Source organism: Streptomyces sp. NPDC035033 (assembly GCF_040636735.1).
Taxonomy (GTDB): Bacteria; Actinomycetota; Actinomycetes; order Streptomycetales; family Streptomycetaceae; genus Streptomyces.
The window spans coordinates 1-15,041 of sequence record NZ_JBEZUZ010000056.1 but is presented as its reverse complement, the minus strand read 5'-3'; the positions used below and the strand labels follow the sequence as shown (position 1 = coordinate 15,041).

The 15,041-nt window shown below is 73.7% G+C and carries 16 protein-coding genes; 10 read left to right on the top strand and 6 right to left on the bottom strand.

The features are described from left to right. Window positions 1–8 precede the first annotated feature (8 nt). The 3 genes from AB0E83_RS22210 to AB0E83_RS22200 all read left to right on the top strand — a co-directional run bounded on the left by AB0E83_RS22210 (window position 9) and on the right by AB0E83_RS22200 (window position 2,039). Window positions 9–404, top strand: coding sequence for a RidA family protein (locus AB0E83_RS22210; protein ID WP_362114504.1), 396 nt, complete (start codon window positions 9–11; stop codon window positions 402–404). A 54-nt stretch (window positions 405–458) separates the two neighbouring features. After that, window positions 459–728: a hypothetical protein gene (locus AB0E83_RS22205; protein ID WP_362114421.1), complete on the top strand. Its 270-nt coding sequence runs from the start codon at window positions 459–461 to the stop codon at window positions 726–728. 123 nt (window positions 729–851) lie between these two features. After that, entirely contained in the window at window positions 852–2,039 is a 1,188-nt protein-coding gene (locus tag AB0E83_RS22200) for a thiolase family protein (RefSeq protein ID WP_362114418.1), read from the top strand. A gap of 117 nt (window positions 2,040–2,156) precedes the next feature. Here the strand turns inward: AB0E83_RS22200 and trxA are convergent, their stop codons facing one another. Beyond that, on the bottom strand, window positions 2,157–2,525 hold the full coding sequence (gene trxA / locus AB0E83_RS22195) for a thioredoxin (protein WP_362114415.1): 369 nt from the start codon (window positions 2,523–2,525) through the stop codon (window positions 2,157–2,159). Window positions 2,526–2,637: 112 nt separating this feature from the next. On the opposite strand from trxA, the gene AB0E83_RS22190 reads away from it, so the two are divergent. Then, entirely contained in the window at window positions 2,638–4,101 is a 1,464-nt protein-coding gene (locus AB0E83_RS22190; RefSeq protein ID WP_362114412.1) for an NAD(P)/FAD-dependent oxidoreductase, read from the top strand. Between the two features lie 176 nt (window positions 4,102–4,277). Here the strand turns inward: AB0E83_RS22190 and AB0E83_RS22185 are convergent, their stop codons facing one another. After that, a complete protein-coding gene (locus AB0E83_RS22185) occupies window positions 4,278–4,883 on the bottom strand; it encodes a TetR/AcrR family transcriptional regulator (RefSeq protein WP_362114409.1) in 606 nt (201 codons plus the stop codon). Between the two features lie 193 nt (window positions 4,884–5,076). Here AB0E83_RS22185 and AB0E83_RS22180 point away from each other — a divergent pair, with 193 nt between their 5' ends. Both AB0E83_RS22180 and AB0E83_RS22175 read left to right on the top strand, forming a co-directional pair. Then, window positions 5,077–6,495: a cytosine permease gene (locus tag AB0E83_RS22180; RefSeq protein WP_362114406.1), complete on the top strand. Its 1,419-nt coding sequence runs from the start codon at window positions 5,077–5,079 to the stop codon at window positions 6,493–6,495. Window positions 6,496–6,542: 47 nt separating this feature from the next. Then, window positions 6,543–8,207: an amidohydrolase gene (locus AB0E83_RS22175; protein ID WP_362114403.1), complete on the top strand. Its 1,665-nt coding sequence runs from the start codon at window positions 6,543–6,545 to the stop codon at window positions 8,205–8,207. 52 nt (window positions 8,208–8,259) lie between these two features. On the opposite strand, the gene AB0E83_RS22170 is transcribed toward AB0E83_RS22175, so the two are convergent. From AB0E83_RS22170 to AB0E83_RS22155, 4 genes are all read right to left on the bottom strand, one after another. Continuing rightward, window positions 8,260–9,135 carry a F510_1955 family glycosylhydrolase gene (locus AB0E83_RS22170; RefSeq protein WP_362114400.1) on the bottom strand — a complete coding sequence of 292 codons (876 nt, stop codon included), beginning with the start codon at window positions 9,133–9,135 and terminating at the stop codon, window positions 8,260–8,262. Between the two features lie 309 nt (window positions 9,136–9,444). Next, window positions 9,445–10,074, bottom strand: a complete 630-nt coding sequence (locus AB0E83_RS22165) for a DUF305 domain-containing protein (RefSeq protein ID WP_362114397.1) — start codon at window positions 10,072–10,074, stop codon at window positions 9,445–9,447. A 90-nt stretch (window positions 10,075–10,164) separates the two neighbouring features. Beyond that, on the bottom strand, window positions 10,165–10,347 hold the full coding sequence (locus AB0E83_RS22160; protein ID WP_362114394.1) for a hypothetical protein: 183 nt from the start codon (window positions 10,345–10,347) through the stop codon (window positions 10,165–10,167). A gap of 414 nt (window positions 10,348–10,761) precedes the next feature. Beyond that, on the bottom strand, window positions 10,762–11,106 hold the full coding sequence (locus AB0E83_RS22155; RefSeq protein WP_362114391.1) for a tetratricopeptide repeat protein: 345 nt from the start codon (window positions 11,104–11,106) through the stop codon (window positions 10,762–10,764). A gap of 154 nt (window positions 11,107–11,260) precedes the next feature. On the opposite strand from AB0E83_RS22155, the gene AB0E83_RS22150 reads away from it, so the two are divergent. The 4 genes from AB0E83_RS22150 to AB0E83_RS22135 all read left to right on the top strand — a co-directional run bounded on the left by AB0E83_RS22150 (window position 11,261) and on the right by AB0E83_RS22135 (window position 14,938). Then, window positions 11,261–12,226, top strand: a complete 966-nt coding sequence (locus AB0E83_RS22150) for a pirin family protein (RefSeq protein ID WP_362114388.1) — start codon at window positions 11,261–11,263, stop codon at window positions 12,224–12,226. Window positions 12,227–12,482: 256 nt separating this feature from the next. After that, window positions 12,483–12,707, top strand: coding sequence for a hypothetical protein (locus AB0E83_RS22145; RefSeq protein WP_362114385.1), 225 nt, complete (start codon window positions 12,483–12,485; stop codon window positions 12,705–12,707). Window positions 12,708–13,034: 327 nt separating this feature from the next. Next, window positions 13,035–13,838 (top strand): ABC transporter ATP-binding protein, encoded by an 804-nt coding sequence (locus AB0E83_RS22140; RefSeq protein ID WP_362114382.1) that lies wholly within the window; start codon window positions 13,035–13,037, stop codon window positions 13,836–13,838. Window positions 13,839–13,942: 104 nt separating this feature from the next. Beyond that, window positions 13,943–14,938 (top strand): iron-siderophore ABC transporter substrate-binding protein, encoded by a 996-nt coding sequence (locus AB0E83_RS22135; RefSeq protein WP_362114379.1) that lies wholly within the window; start codon window positions 13,943–13,945, stop codon window positions 14,936–14,938. The last annotated feature ends 103 nt before the right edge of the window (window positions 14,939–15,041 follow it).

Here is a 15,041-nt window from a genome sequence, read left to right as displayed (position 1 = left end):
ACATGGCAGTGGAACGAACGGCGGTCAACCCGGTGACCTGGTCATTGGACATGGGATTCAACCAGGGCGAGCTCGTCTCCGGGCACACCCGGACCCTGTACGTCTCGGGGCAGACCGCGATGGGCGCCGACGGCGAGCCCCGGCACGACGGCGACATGGCGGCGCAGCTGGCACTGAGCTTCGACAACCTGGAGGCCGTGCTCCGCGAGGCCGGCATGTCCCTCGCGGACCTCGTCCGGCTCACCGTCTACACCACCGACGTCGACCTCCTCTTCCCGCACTACGGCGTGCTGGCGTCACGGCTGGGCGCCGCCGGGGCGGCACCGGCCACCACGATGCTCGGCGTGACCCGGCTGGCGGTCCCCGGGCAGATGGTCGAACTGGAGGGCACCGCCGTCGCGTGACCCGGCCCGCCGTGCCGTCCGGCGGGAGACGGGGGCAGCGCTTAGCGTCGGTGCATGAGCACTGACCCGAAGCGTTACGAGATCCTGCTGGTGCCCGCGCACGTCGAGGACCGGGGCGGGGCCAGCGTCGCCGACAGCGCCGTCCGGTCCGCGGTCGTGGAGCGGACCGGACGGTACGGCGAGTCCGGGTACCCCCGCTACGAGGGGCACGGCGTCGTCGCCGACGTCGACCCCGAGACGCGCACGGTGGAGGCCCTCCTGGTGGACGGGCGGGAACTGGACTACGGCCTCGTCGCACTGGTCCGGGACGTCCCCGCCGCGTGAGCCCCGGGGCGGGGGACCGTTGACAGGGCGGACCGGCGGGCCCAGACTCTGCGCGCGCACCAGCGCGAAACTTGTTTCACCAGGCGAACAGAGTCGTTCCGCCGGTCACCCGGGAGAGATCCGATGAGCATCCGCGACGTGTACATCGTCGACGCCGTCCGCACCCCGATCGGGAAGTTCGGCGGCGGCCTCGCCTCCGTACGGCCGGACGACCTCGCCGCCCATGTCGTCAAGGCCCTCGTCGACCGCACGCCCGGCCTCGACCCGGCCCTCGTCGACGACGTCTACTTCGGCGACGCCAACGGCGCCGGCGAGGACAACCGCGACGTGGCCCGCATGGCCGTCCTGCTCGCCGGGTTGCCCGTCACCGTCCCCGGCGTCACCGTGAACCGGCTCTGCGGCTCCGGCCTGGAGGCCGTCGTCCAGGCCGCCCGCGCGATCGCCCTCGGCGACGCCTCGGTGGCGATCGCCGGCGGCGTCGAGTCCATGTCCCGCGCCCCCTGGGTGCTCCAGAAGCCCGAGCGCGCCTTCCCCGCCGGTCACCAGCAGCTCCACTCGACCACCCTCGGCTGGCGCATGACCAACCCGAGGATGCCCGCCGAGTGGACCGTCTCGCTCGGCGAGGGCGCCGAACTCGTCGCCGACAAGCACGGCATCGGCCGGGACCGGCAGGACGCCTTCGCCCTCGACAGCCACCGCAAGGCCGCCGAGGCGTGGGCCAAGGGCCTGTACGACGGCGAGGTCGTCCCGTACCCGGGCGCGGAGCTCGACCGGGACGAGTGCGTCCGCGAGAACACCTCCCTGGAGGCGCTGGGCCGCCTCAAGCCCGCCTTCCGTCCCGACGGCGGCACCGTCACCGCCGGCAACGCCTCCCCGCTCAACGACGGCGCCGCCGCCCTCCTCCTCGTCGACGAGGACGGGCTGCGCGAGACCGGCCGTGAGCCGCTCGCCCGGATCCGCGCCTCCGCCGTCACCGGCATCGAGCCCCAGCTCTTCGGCCTCGGGCCGGTGGCCGCCGTCCAGCGCGCCCTGGCGAAGGCCGGTCGCTCCTTCGCCGACCTGACCACCTTCGAACTCAACGAGGCCTTCGCGGCCCAGGCCCTCGGCTGCCTCGCCGAGTGGCCGGAGCTCGATCCGGCCGTCGTCAACCCGCGCGGCGGCGCCATCGCCCTCGGCCACCCGCTCGGCGCCTCCGGCGCCCGTCTCGCGGGCTCGGTGGCCCACCAGCTCGCCGCCGCAGGCTCGGGCACCGGCCTCGCCGCCCTCTGCATCGGCGTCGGCCAGGGCCTGGCCCTGGTCCTGGAACGCTGACGGGAGCGGACCCGCGGGAACCGACTCCGAGGAAAACGACTCCGCGGGGGACGGGCCCGCGGACACGGGAGAGCCCCCGCCGGAGCGGGGGCTCTCACCGGACGCGGGACGTCCGGGTCACTCGGACTGCTGCTGGGCCGCGACCGCCTTGCGGACCTCGTCCATGTCCAGGTTCCGCGCCTGGCCGATGACGTCCTCCAGCGCGGCCTCCGGCAGCGCGCCCGGCTGCGCGAACACGGCCACCTTGTCGCGGACGATCATCAGCGTCGGGATCGACCGGATCTCGAAGGCGGCGGCCAGCTCCTGCTGCGCCTCGGTGTCGACCTTGGCGAAGACCAGGTCCTGGTGGCGCTCGGAGGCGGCCTCGTAGACCGGGCCGAACTGACGGCAGGGTCCGCACCAGGAAGCCCAGAAGTCGATCAGAACGAAGTCGTTTCCGCTCACGACCTCGTCGAAGTTGTCCTTGGTGAGCTCGATGGTGCTCATGCTTCCGCCTTTCCGGTCTCCGGTGGTGCCTTCACGGTCCCCTCGGGACTCGCCCCGCACAACGGCGTATCGGGCCGCGCTATTCCGGCCCCCACCCGCCAGACTGTTCCCCATGACGCGAACGGTGGCGAACGAGCACGAGCATGTGTACGACGTGGTGGTCCTGGGTGCGGGCCCGGTCGGCGAGAACGTCGTCGACCGGGTGCGGGCGGCCGGTCTGACCGCCGCGATCGTGGAGGCCGAACTGCTCGGCGGCGAGTGCTCCTATTGGGCCTGCATGCCCAGCAAGGCCCTGCTCAGGCCGGTCCTGGCCCGCTCCGACGCCCGCAAGGTCCCCGGCCTGCGCGAGGCGGTCTACGGCCCGCTGGACGCCCTGGACGTCTTCGCGCACCGGGACGAGACCGTCGGCCACTGGAAGGACGACGGGCAGGTCGACTGGCTGGACTCGATCGGGGTACGCGTCTACCGCGGCCACGGCCGCCTGCACGGCCCCCGCCGGGTCACCGTCGACGGCCCCGAGGGCGAGCACCACGTGCTGACGGCCCGGCACGCGGTGGCCGTCTGCACCGGCAGCCGCGCGGTCCTGCCCCCGCTGCCCGGACTCGCCGGCGCCCGCCCCTGGACCAGCCGCGAGGCGACCAGCGCCGACCGGGTGCCGGGACGCCTGGTCGTCGTCGGCGGAGGCGTCGTCGGCGTGGAGATGGCCACGGCCTGGCACGCCCTCGGCTCCCACGTCACGATGCTCGTCCGGGGCGACCGGCTGCTGCCCCGCATGGAGCCCTTCGCCGGCGAACGGGTGGCCGAGGCCCTGCGGGCGCGCGGCGCCGACGTCCTCACCGGCGTGAACGTCGAGGCGGTCGTACGGGACGGCGGCACCGGCCCCGTCACCGTGGTCCTGGAGGGCGGCGACACGGTCGAGGGCGACGAGGTCCTCTTCGCCACCGGCCGCGCCCCGCGCACCGAGGACCTCGGCCTGGAGACCGTCGGCATGGAACCCGGCTCCTGGCTCGACGTCGACGACAGCCTCCGCGTCACCGGCACCGACTGGCTCTACGCGGTCGGGGACGTCAACCACCGGGCGCTCCTCACCCACCAGGGCAAGTACCAGGCACGGATCGCGGGCGCCGCGATCGCCGCCCGCGCGGCCGGCACCCCGTCGTCCGACGCCGCTCCCTGGGGCCCGCACGCCGCCACCGCCGACCACGCGGCCGTCCCGCAGGTCGTCTTCTGCGACCCGGAGGCCGCGGCCATCGGCGTCAGCCTGGCCGAGGCCGAACGCGCCGGGTACCGGGTCCGCGCGGTCGACGTGGACATGCGCTCGGTCGCTGGTGCGGGCCTCTACGCCCACGGCTACCAGGGGCAGGCCCGCCTCGTCGTCGATCTCGACCGCGAGGTCCTGCTCGGCGCGACCTTCGTCGGACCGGCCGTCGGGGAACTCCTCCACGCCGCCACCGTCGCCGTCACCGCCGAGGTGCCGATCGCCCGCCTGTGGCACGCGGTTCCGTCCTACCCGACCCTCAGCGAGGTCTGGCTCCGGCTCCTGGAGGCATACCGGGACGGCGCGGACTCGGAGTGATTCGCTAGGCGGGGTTTGGGTCCAGGATCCAGGATCGTGGATCCATAATCCTGGATCCACGATCAGGAGTTCCGGATCCTGGATCCAAAGTTCTGGATCCAGGATCCGAGATCCACCATCCGAGATCCTGGATCCCCGCCCCGCCCCGCTTTACCCCGCCCGCCGGCCCCACCCCGTCAGGCGCGGGGAACGAGCAGGGCCGCCGCCGCGCGGGCGGTCTCCAGGGCCGGGCGGGGGTCGGGGGCGGAGTCCTGGCCGAGGACGACCCGGGTGCTCAGACCGTCCAGGAGGGCGAGGAGTTCGGAGGCGCGGGCCGCCGGGTCGAGCGGGGCGAAGCGGCCGCGAGCCGCGCCGGCGGCGAGCAGGGCCTCCAGGTCCCGCTGCCAGTCGGCGTCCAACTCGCGCTGTGCGTCGCGGAGTTCGGAGTTGCCGGGGGTCCTGGCCCAGAGTTCGATCCAGAGCATCCAGCGGGGGTCGCGGGGGCCGCGCGGCAGGTAGAGCCGGAGGAAGTCGTCGAGCTTGCGTTCGGCGGCGGTTCGGCGGGCGAGCAGGGCCCGGCGCTCCTCGGCGAGCGCGGCCTCGCTCCAGCGCAGCGCGGCGAGCAGCAGCCGGTCCTTGGAGCCGAAGTAGTACAGGATGTGGCCGCCGCTGGTGCCGAGCCGTTCGGCCAGCGCCGACATGGTGAGGGAGGCGAGGCCGTCCTCGGCGATCGCCGCCATGGCCTCCTCCAGCATCCGCTCCTGGGTGACGTGTCCGTCGCGCCGCCGTGCCGCCCCTGCCACCGCCGCCGTACCCCGTTCCCTCGCTCGGGCCCCGTCCGGGGCTTCGTCCTCGTACGCCACCGACCTTAGCCGGATCTCCGCCGGGGTCTTGACGTGGCCGGAACCCGTCGCCCATCTTGAATGCCGTTCAAGAACTTAGAACGTCATTCAAGATCAAGGCATGCGAGCAGGCATGCGAACAGAGGAGCGTGGTGTGCTCGATCACGAGACGGCGCCGACGACCCCCACCCGGGGCACCGCCCCCCGGGACGAGGTCTTCCAGGTCGAGGAGCACGGCATCGACCCCATCCCCGACGCCGAGCGCCACGGCAGCGCCAAGGACGTCTTCTGGGTCTGGTTCGGCTCGAACCTCACCTTCACCTACGTCATCAACGGCGCCCTCGCCGTCGCCTTCGGCCTCTCCTTCTGGCAGGCCACCGCCGTCGTCGTGCTCGGCGGCCTCTCCTTCCTCGCCATCGGCGCCGCCGGCCTCGGCGGCGTCCGCACCGGCACCGCCACCCTCGTCCTCTCCCGCGCCGCCTTCGGGCCCCGCGGCAACCGCCCCGCCGGCGCCCTCAACTGGGTCGTCAGCATCGGCTACACGGTCGTCAACACCGTCGTCGGCACCCTCGCCCTGGAGGCGTTCCTCGCCTCCCTCGGCTGGTCCGGCGGCCCCGTGCCCCGAGCCCTGGCCCTCACCGTCACCCTCGCCCTGACCTTCGCGATCTCCTTCTGGGGCCACGCCACCGTCCAGTTCGCCGAGCGCTGGATGGCGTACGTCCTCGCCGCGGGCTTCGGCGTCCTCGTCGTCCTCCTGGTGCCGGGCGCCGACACCTCGGCCCCCGCGACCGGGCCCGGCGCCGCGGGCTGGAGCCTCGCCTTCGTGGTGATGCTCGCCGGCCCGTTCTCGTACCTGCCGATGCCCGCCGACTACACCCGCTACCTGCCCCGCACCACGAGCCTGCGGGCCGTCACCGTCAGCGGCGCCCTCGGCGGCTTCCTCTCCTCCGTCGCCCTCGGCGTCGCGGGCGTCGCCGCCGCCACCCGCACCGACATGACCGACGCGGTCGCCGGCGCCGAGAGCCTGCTGCCCGGCTGGTTCCGGCCGGTCTTCCTCGCCCTCGTCCTCGGCGGATCCGTCACCAACTCGGTCATCACCCTCTACTCCTCCGGCCTCAACCTCCAGGTCCTCGGCATCCCCTGGAGCCGCGCCCGCGCCCTCGCGGTCAGCGCCGCCGTCACCGCCGCCGGCTCCCTCGGAGCCCTCTTCCTGACCGACTTCACCACCTCCCTCCTCTCCTTCCTCTCCCTCCTGATCATCGTCTTCGCCCCCTGGGGCGGCGTCTTCCTCGCCGACATGGTCATGCGCCGCTGCCGGTACGACTCCGAGGCCCTCCACCGCACCGGCCCCGGCGGCGCCTACTGGTACCGCTCCGGCTGGCACCCCGCCGGCGCCGCCGCCCTCCTCACCGGCGGCCTCTTCTCCGCCCTCACCTGCGACTCCGCCCTCTGGACCGGGCCCCTCGTCGCCCCGCTCGGCGGCGCCGACCTCACCCTGCTCGGCGCGCCCGTCGCCGCACTCGTGTACGTCCTCCTGGCCCGCCGCACCGCCACCCCGCACCCGGCCGCCTGACCGCCGACGGCCGCCACCCCTCCCGTACGACAAGGAACACGCCCCGCATGAACGGCACCACCCCCGCCCCCGCCGACCTGCTCCTCACCGGAGCCCGCGTCCACACCGTCGACCCCGCCCTGCCGGAGGCGGAGGCGCTGGCCGTACGGGACGGGCGGATCGTCTGGCTCGGCGCCGACGCGGACGCGGCCGCCTGGGCCGGACCCGGCACCCGCGTCCTCGATGCCGGCGGGCGGCTCGTCCTGCCCGGCTTCGTCGACGCCCACAACCACGTCCGGCTCGGCTCCGACGACGCCTGCGTGCAGCTCGCCGGCGCCCGGACCCTCGACGAGATCCACGCGCGCGTACGGGCCTGGCGCACCGCCCATCCGGACGCCCCCTGGATCGAGGCCGAGGCCTTCGACTACTCCGCGCTCCCCGACGGCCGCATGCCCACCGCCGCCGACCTCGATCCCGCCACCGGCGACACCCCCGCCCTCGTCCTCAGCTACGACGTCCACACCGCCTGGCTCAACACCGCCGCCCTGCGCGCCCTCGGCGTCGACCGCGACCGCACCGACCTGCCCTTCGGCCGCGCCGTCACCGACCCCGCCACCGGCGAACCCACCGGCTTCGTCAAGGACTTCGCCGTCAAGGGCCTCTCCCGCGACGGCCACCGCGCCCTGCGCGACCTCGGCGTCCCCTGGGCCTCGCCCGACCGCCAGTACGGCCGCCTCGCCAAGAGCCTCGACGACGCGATCCGCTTCGGCATCACCACCGTCGTCGAACCCCAGAACTCCCTCGACGACCTCGCCCTCTTCACGCGCGCGCGTGCCGAGGGCCGGCTCCGCTCCCGGATCGTCGCCGCCCTCTTCCACCCGCGCGGCACCACCGACGCCGACCTCGACGCCTTCGAGGCGGCGGCCGGGGCCCACGCCGACGACCGCTTCCGGGTCGGTCCGCTGAAGCTGTACATCGACGACGTCGTCGAACCGCGCACCGCCGCCCTCCTGGAGCCGTACGCCGGCTGCGCCCACCACCGGGGCGACACCTTCTACCCGCCCGAGGAGTTCGCCGACCTGCTCGCCCGGCTCGACGCCCGGGGCTTCCAGTGCTTCGTGCACGCCACCGGCGACCGCGGCATCCGGACGGTCCTCGACGCCGTCGCCCACGCCCGCGCCGTCAACGGCCCGCGCGACGCCCGCCACCAGGTCGTCCACGTCGAGTGCCTCGACCCCGACGACACCCCGCGCTTCGCCGAGCTCGGCGTCGTCGCCTGCATGCAGCCCCGGCACGCCGCCCCCGACATCGCGGGCCCCGGCCAGGACTGGGCCGAGAACATCGGCCCCGACCGCTGGCACAAGGCGTGGCCGCTGCGCGACCTGCGGGACGCGGGCGCCGTGCTCGCCCTCTCCAGCGACTGGAACGTCGCCGAGATGGACCCCATGGTCGGCATCCACGCCGCCGTCACCCGCCGCCCGCTCGCCGGCGGCGAGCCCTGGACGGAGGGCCAGGCCCTCACCGTCACCGAGGCCGTCGAGGGCTACACGATGGGCTCGGCGTACGCCAACTTCCTGGAGCACGAGCGGGGTTCGCTGACCGTCGGCAAGCTCGCCGACTTCGTGGTCCTCTCCCGGGACATCCTGCGGATCGCCCCGGACGAGATCCCCGGCACGGTCGCGGAGACCGTCGTCGTGGGCGGCGAGGTCGTGGTGGACGTCACGGGGGCGTGAGCCCGGGAGGCGCGCCGGGGCCGTCCGGCGCGCCTCCCCGTACGAGCTCCGCTCAGTGCCCGTCCGCCCCGGACGTCACCTCCATCCGGCGGACGAACGAGCGGCCCGCGTCCCTCGACTCGTACACGCCGTCCCCCGTCGCCACGAGCAGCCGGCGCGCGTCGACGGCGGTGAGCGCCTGCGGCGCGCCGCCGGGCACGGGACCGATCCGGTTCCAGGCGGCGCCGCCGTCCCCGGAACGGAAGAGCTCCCCGTCCGGCGAGACGCCGTAGAGCGCGTCGGCCGCGCCCCAGGAGACGTACGCGAGCACCTGCCCGGCCCCGGGCGCGAAGGTCCTGCCGCCGTCGGTGCTGCGGGCGACGCCCGTCTCGGTGGTGGCGAGCACGGTGTCCGGGACGGTGGGGGAGACGGCGATGTCGAGGGCGCGGAGGGAGGCGCGGTCCTCCCAGGTCTTCTGGTCGCGGGTGACCCGCAGCCGCCCGTTCGTGCTGTCGTACCCGTAGACGGTCCCGCCCGCCGTGCCGAGGGAGTGGAAGTCGACCTCGCCGCCGAGGGACCTCTCCGTCCAACTGCGGCCGGAGTCGGTGGAGGCGATGAGCCCGAGGTCGGAAGGGCCGTCGCCGCCGGCGGCCGGGTGGCCGCTGGCCAGGAAGGTGCCGTCGCGGGCCACGGTGAAGCCCATGAAGTCGTCCCGCCGGTCACCGACGAGAACGGGCGCGCCCCCGGCACCGGGGGAGCGGATCCCCTCGTGCGTGGCGACGTACAGGATGCCGTCGCGGAGGCCGAGCCCGTGGATGTGGCTGAGGGCGGAGGCCGGTTCGTCGCCCGGGTCGGCGGGCCGTGAGCAGGCGGTCAGGGCGAGGGAGAGGGAGAGGACGGCGGCTGCGGCGGAGACGGTCGCGGTCCGGGGGAGACGGAGCTTGGTCATGGTTCTTTCGTCTGCCGGGAGGGAGAGGAGGAGGGAGGAAGTCGCGGAGGAGCGGATCCGAAATCCGGTATCCAGGGCTTCGGATCCCGGATCCCGGATCCCGGATCCCGGATCCCGGATCCCGGATCCCGGAACCCGGATCCGAAATCCGGGTCCAAAATTTCGGATGTTGGATCCAAAATTCAGAAGCCTGGCTCTTGGCTCTTGGATCCAAGAGCCTGGATCCGGATCCGGGATGTTGGATCCAATACCCGGGCGGGCCCGCCCCGAGGAGTCAGGGCGGGCCGGAGCCGCCCGGGGCCGCGTGGATCAGAGCCGGTCGAGGATCTTCCTCAGCTCGGCGATCTCGGCCTCCTGGGCGCGGACGACCTCACCGGCGAGGGTCTTGGCCTCGGCGTTGCGGCCGTTCTTCTGCTCCTCCTTCGCCATCTCCACGGCTCCTTCGTGGTGGGCGATCATCAGCTCGGCGAACTTGCGGTCGAAGTCCTTGCCCTGGACGGCGGCGAGGTCCTTCATGTCCTGCTCGGACATCATTCCGGCCATCGAGTGGCCCGCGCCGGCGGACTCGGGCTTGCCCCACCCCTTGAGCCACGCCTTCATCTTCTGGATCTCGGGGTCCTGCGCCTGCTCGACGGCGGCGACGATCTTCTTGATGTCGGCGTCCTCGGCGCGCCCGTCGGCGAGCTTCGCCATTTCCAGGGCCTGCTGGTGGTGGGGGATCATCATCTGGGCGAACATCACGTCCGCGTCATTGAAGGACCCGGAGGCCGACGGGGCGGCGGAGGACGGGGCGGAGGCGGAGGACGAGGCGCTCGTGCCGCCGTGGTCCATCCCGTTCATCGGCTCGTCGTCGCCGCAGGCGGCGAGCAGCAGGGCGGCCGCGGCGGCGGCGCCGGTCAGGGCGAGGGTGCGGGGGGCGCGCTTGCGGAAGGTACGCATGGTGATTCCTCGTGTGCTGTACGTACGGTCATGGGCTCATACCGGTGGGACGCGGGCGGCGCGAAGCGGCCCGCGGCGAGGCGGTACGGCCTAGATGCGCAGGACGGACAGCAGGGCGAGGTCGGGCGGCCGGCGAGGCGGCGCGTGCGGCCCGGACGCGGGGGCGAGCCGCGCGAGGAGCAGGACGAGCCAGTCGGGGCGGCGGCGGAGCGCGGCCCGGACGAGGCCGGCGAGCAGCCAGCCGGCGAGGACGGCCACGCAGAGCGTGGTCATGTCCATCCCCGAACCGGGCGCGTGACTCTCGTCGCGATCGGCGGAGCCGTGGGAGTCAGGAGCGCCGTGGGCGTCAGAAGCGCCGTGGGCGTCAGAAGCGCCGTGGGCGTCAGAAGCGCCGTGGGCGTCAGAAGCGCCAGGTGCCTCAGAGGCGTCAGAGGCCCCAGGAGCGGCACCGACGCCCGCGGCGCCCGCCGCGTGGACCGCCCCGCTGCCCGCGTGGGCGGTGTCGCCGGAGGACGCCCCCTCGGGGTGTCCCACCGCGTGCATCATGAACACCCCGAGCGCGAGCACGACGACGAGCAGGAGGTGCGCGAGGGCACCTTCCGCTCGTTCGCCGTGGCGCGGCCGGGGTGTGGGCATGATCAGGACCTCCTGGGCCCGACCATACCGTGCCGGGGTATCAGATCCGCGTCAGGACGGCAGCTCGCCGCTCATCGCGGCGGCCATCCGCAGGTGCGGGGCGGCCTCCGCCTCGCGGCCCTGCCGCTCCAGCGTGCGGCCCAGCATCAGCCGGGCGTAGTGCTCCACCGGGTCGCGCTCCAGGACGGCGCGGAGCTCGGCCTCGGCGAGCCGGAGCTGGGCCGAGTGGTAGTAGGCGCGGGCGAGCAGCAGCCGCTGGGCCGTCTGGTCCGGGTGCTCGGCGACGAGGCCGCGCAGGATGCGGACGGCGGTCTGGTACTCCTTCGCGTCGAAGAACAGCTGCGCGCGGCTCCAGCGGTCGGCGGCCGTTCCGAACTCGTAGTACGTGTCGCTCACTTGCTCTCCCTGTTCCGGGGGGCCGGATCTGCCACCCTGTGGGGTGGTCCGCCCTCGTCAACACCGAAGAGTAGTTGAACATTCCACCACTGGTTTCCTCCTCCGGATCCCCCGCTGGAGAGCCGGTCCCCCCACTGGAGAGGTGTCGATCCCCATGAGCAACCTCGACCGTCAGGCCGAGCTCGCCGTGTGCGGTGGCCGCGGCTTCGTCGTCGCCGAGCCCGTACGTGAACTCCTCAGCCCCCGTCACGTCCAGCTCGGCGAGTCGACGCAGGTGCGCAGGCTGCTGCCGAACCTCGGCCGGCGGATGGTCGGCGCCTGGGTCTTCGTCGACCACTACGGCCCCGACGACATCGCCGACGAGCCCGGCATGCAGGTCCCGCCCCACCCCCACATGGGACTGCAGACCGTCAGCTGGCTGCACGAGGGCGAGGTCCTGCACCGCGACTCCACCGGCAGCCTCCAGACGATCCGCCCCCGCGAGCTGGGCCTCATGACCTCGGGCCGGGCGATCTCCCACTCCGAGGAGAGCCCCCGGCCGCACGCCCGCCTCCTGCACGGCGCCCAGCTCTGGGTCGCCCTGCCCGACGCCCACCGGCACGTCGAGCCGCACTTCCAGCACCACGCCGACCTGCCCAGGGTCACCGCCCCGGGCCTCACCGCCACGGTGATCCTCGGCTCCCTCGACGGCGCGGCCTCGCCCGGCACCACGTACACCCCGATCGTCGGCGCGGACCTCGCGCTCACCGCCGGCACCGAGACCGACCTGCCCCTCGACCCGGACTTCGAGTACGCCGTCCTCGCCATGTCCGGCGAGGCCCACGTCGACGGCGTCCCCGTCCTGCCCGGCTCCATGCTCTACCTCGGCTGCGGCCGCGCCTCCCTCCCGCTCCGCGCCGACTCCGACGCGGGCCTGATGCTCCTCGGCGGCGAACCCTTCGAGGAGGAGATCGTCATGTGGTGGAACTTCGTCGGCCGCACCGACGAGGAGATCCGCAAGGCCCGGCAGGACTGGATGACGGGCGACCGCTTCGGCGGGGTGAAGGGGTACGACGGTGACCGCCTGGACGCGCCGGAGGTCCCGGCGACGCAGCTGAAGGCCCGGGGCCGCGTGCGCTGACCCGCGCTTCCCTCTCGCCGGCCGGGGGCGCAGGGGCAAGGAGGGCGAGGGCGGGCTTCCGGTGGTTCGCGCGGTTGCGGGGAGGGATGAGCGGCCCCTCCCCGCAGCCGCGCGGCCGCCGACGGCACCACCTCTTCATTCCCGCGCCCCTTGCCGAAGCTCCTGGGCATGGCGGCCAGGGCGCGGCTGACCGCTTCGGGCGACCGCGGCCGGCAGCGCCCTGCTCGACTCCGCCGCGCCGGTCGCGGGGATGCGCGTGGCGCTGTGTGTCCGCCTCGGCGCGTACGACGTCCACCCGGAGATCGAGGCGAACACCCGGGCGGTCGCCCGCGCCCTCGTCGACACCGTGGCGGAGGTCCGCGAGCGCGTCACTTCTCTCGACGGCCTGCGCGTCGAGGCCCGGATGCGGCGCGAACCGGGTGAGGCGCGAACCGGATGCGGCGCGAACCGGGCGAGGTGGTGGCCCCCTTCGTCGCGCTGATCCGTCCGGCGACGGCCGTACCGGGCGTGCCCGCCGGAGACGTTTTGCTGGGCCGCCCGGTGGTGGGCCCCGGACCGCCGGCCTCCGGTCGGGACGGCCACGTCGGCCGCGTCGGCCGGCTCCTGGGGCGCCCGTCGCCGGCCTCCGCCCTACCCCATATGGAGTGCAGGGCAAGGGGGTTACTCGGGTGAGGAGGGGCGCACGGAGGTGCGGGAGATCTCGACATGGTCACAAGCCGGGCCGGAAGTTGCCCGATCCCTAAGGCGTGCCTTACCTAAGTTGTATGGTGGCGCGGTCGGTTCGACGACGGGAAGGGCAGTGGTGTCCATGGGAGACGTCCGCCTGATGGCGAACGGTCTGGACGTCGGTCATGGCGGCCGCACGGTGCTGAAGCAGGTGGACCTGTCGTTACGGGTCGGTGAGATCACCGTCCTGGTCGGCCCCAACGGCTGCGGGAAGTCCACGCTGTTGCGCACCGTGGCCGGACTGCTCCCGCCCCTCGGCGGAGAGGTGCGCATCGACGGCGAACCGCTCCGCTCGCTCGGCCGCCGCGCGCTCTCCCAGCGCCTGGCCTTCCTTCCCCAGACCTCGCAGGCGCCTGCCGGGGTCACGGTCCGCGAACTCGTGCGCCACGGCCGCTACGCCCACCGCGGCGCCCTCGCCCGGCACACCGCCGAGGACACCGAGGCGATCGACTGGGCCCTCGACGTCACCGACGCGCGGCCCCTGGTCGACCGCCGGCTCGACGAACTGTCCGGCGGCGAACGCCAACGCGCCTGGCTCGCCATGGTGTTGGCCCAGCGGGCCGGAGTCCTCCTCCTGGACGAGCCCACCACCTACCTCGACATGCGGCACCAGTTCGACGTCCTCGACGTCGTCCGCCGGCTCGCCCGCGAACACGACATCGCCTGCGGCGTGGTGCTGCACGACCTGATGCAGGCCGCCGCCTACGCGGACGAGGTCGTCGTGGTCGCCGACGGCGGCGTCGCCGCCTCCGGCACCCCCGACGAGGTGCTCGACCCCGAGGTCATCCAGCGCGCCTTCGGCCTGCGCGTCAACGTCGTCCGCGACCCCGCGACGGGATACCTCGCGTGCTTCCCCGCGCGGTCCGAGACCTCCGCCGCTTCCTGACCGCTCCCGAACGCGCCCCGAGGGCACCGGCGTTCCTCCCGGCGTTCCGTCGGAAGCGGCGTCCGCACCGCCCGTACAGCCCTGTCCACAAGGAGATGTTCACCATGCAGAAAATGCTGCGCGCCCTCGCCACGGGCGGTGCCGCCCTGGCCCTCGCGCTGACCGCCACCGGCTGCGGCGGCGGCACCGTGGGCGAGACGAACGACGGGAAGAAGACCGGGGACGCGACCTCCGGCGCCAAGATCACCGTCGACACCGCGCAGGGCGAGGTCTCGCTGGACAAGCCCGCCGTGAAGGTCGTCACCCTGGAGTGGACGTACGCCGAGGAGCTCGTCGCCATCGGCCTGCCCCCCATCGGCAACGCCGACAACAAGGGCTACGGCACCTGGATCACCGCCGAGGGCGCCGCCCTTCCGGCCGGGGTCGCCGACGTCGGCAGCCGCAACGAGCCCAGCCTGGAGAAGATCAAGGCGCTCCAGCCCGACCTCATCGTCATCGACAACGACCGCTCCAAGGCCAACCTGAAGCAGCTCCAGGCCATCGCCCCGGTGCTGTCCTTCACGTACACCACCCAGCCCCAGCTCGCCACGATGAAGAAGAACTTCACCGAGCTGGCCAAGGCGGTCGGCAAGGAGGACAAGGCCGCCGAGGTCAACGCGCGGATCGACGCCAAGGCCGCCGACCTCAAGGGCCGGCTGGAGAAGGCGGGCAAGGGCGGCCTCAAGTACGCCCTCGCGCAGGGCTTCACCGCCAACGGCGCCGCCTCGATCCGGATGCTCGCCGACGGCGCCATCGCCCCGCAGGTGCTCAACCTCGCCGGCCTGAAGAACGGCTGGAAGGGCCAGGCCGACGCGTGGGGCATGACCACCGTCGGCATCGAGGGGCTGACGCAGGTCGAGAAGGACGCGACCTTCCTGTACGTCGCCGCCGACAACGACAACCCGTTCACCGGCGACCTCGCCGGCAACGCGGTGTGGAAGGGCCTGCCCTTCGTCAAGAACGACAAGGTGCTGGCGCTCGACCCGGGCACCTGGCTCTTCGGCGGGCCGCTGTCCGCGCAGCACCTCCTGGACGAGACCGGCAAGGCCCTGAAGGTCTGATGGCCTCGGAAGGACTGACGGCCGCCGCCCCGGCCGGCCCGCTCGGCCGCCGCCGGGGCGGCGCGGGCGGGGGGGGGGGGGGGGGCGGCCCGCGCCCCGGAGG

What these genes read in the sequence shown, in the direction of transcription:
- AB0E83_RS22190 (WP_362114412.1), top strand. Translation starts at nt 2,638, where the DNA reads ATGACGCGAACGGTGGCGAACGAGCACGAGCATGTGTACGACGTGGTG.
- AB0E83_RS22200 (WP_362114418.1), top strand. Translation starts at nt 852, where the DNA reads ATGAGCATCCGCGACGTGTACATCGTCGACGCCGTCCGCACCCCGATC.
- AB0E83_RS22165 (WP_362114397.1), bottom strand. Translation starts at nt 10,074, where the DNA reads ATGCGTACCTTCCGCAAGCGCGCCCCCCGCACCCTCGCCCTGACCGGC.
- AB0E83_RS22205 (WP_362114421.1), top strand. Translation starts at nt 459, where the DNA reads ATGAGCACTGACCCGAAGCGTTACGAGATCCTGCTGGTGCCCGCGCAC.
- AB0E83_RS22150 (WP_362114388.1), top strand. Translation starts at nt 11,261, where the DNA reads ATGAGCAACCTCGACCGTCAGGCCGAGCTCGCCGTGTGCGGTGGCCGC.
- AB0E83_RS22135 (WP_362114379.1), top strand. Translation starts at nt 13,943, where the DNA reads ATGCAGAAAATGCTGCGCGCCCTCGCCACGGGCGGTGCCGCCCTGGCC.
- AB0E83_RS22170 (WP_362114400.1), bottom strand. Translation starts at nt 9,135, where the DNA reads ATGACCAAGCTCCGTCTCCCCCGGACCGCGACCGTCTCCGCCGCAGCC.
- trxA (WP_362114415.1), bottom strand. Translation starts at nt 2,525, where the DNA reads ATGAGCACCATCGAGCTCACCAAGGACAACTTCGACGAGGTCGTGAGC.
- AB0E83_RS22160 (WP_362114394.1), bottom strand. Translation starts at nt 10,347, where the DNA reads ATGACCACGCTCTGCGTGGCCGTCCTCGCCGGCTGGCTGCTCGCCGGC.
- AB0E83_RS22175 (WP_362114403.1), top strand. Translation starts at nt 6,543, where the DNA reads ATGAACGGCACCACCCCCGCCCCCGCCGACCTGCTCCTCACCGGAGCC.
- AB0E83_RS22140 (WP_362114382.1), top strand. Translation starts at nt 13,035, where the DNA reads ATGGGAGACGTCCGCCTGATGGCGAACGGTCTGGACGTCGGTCATGGC.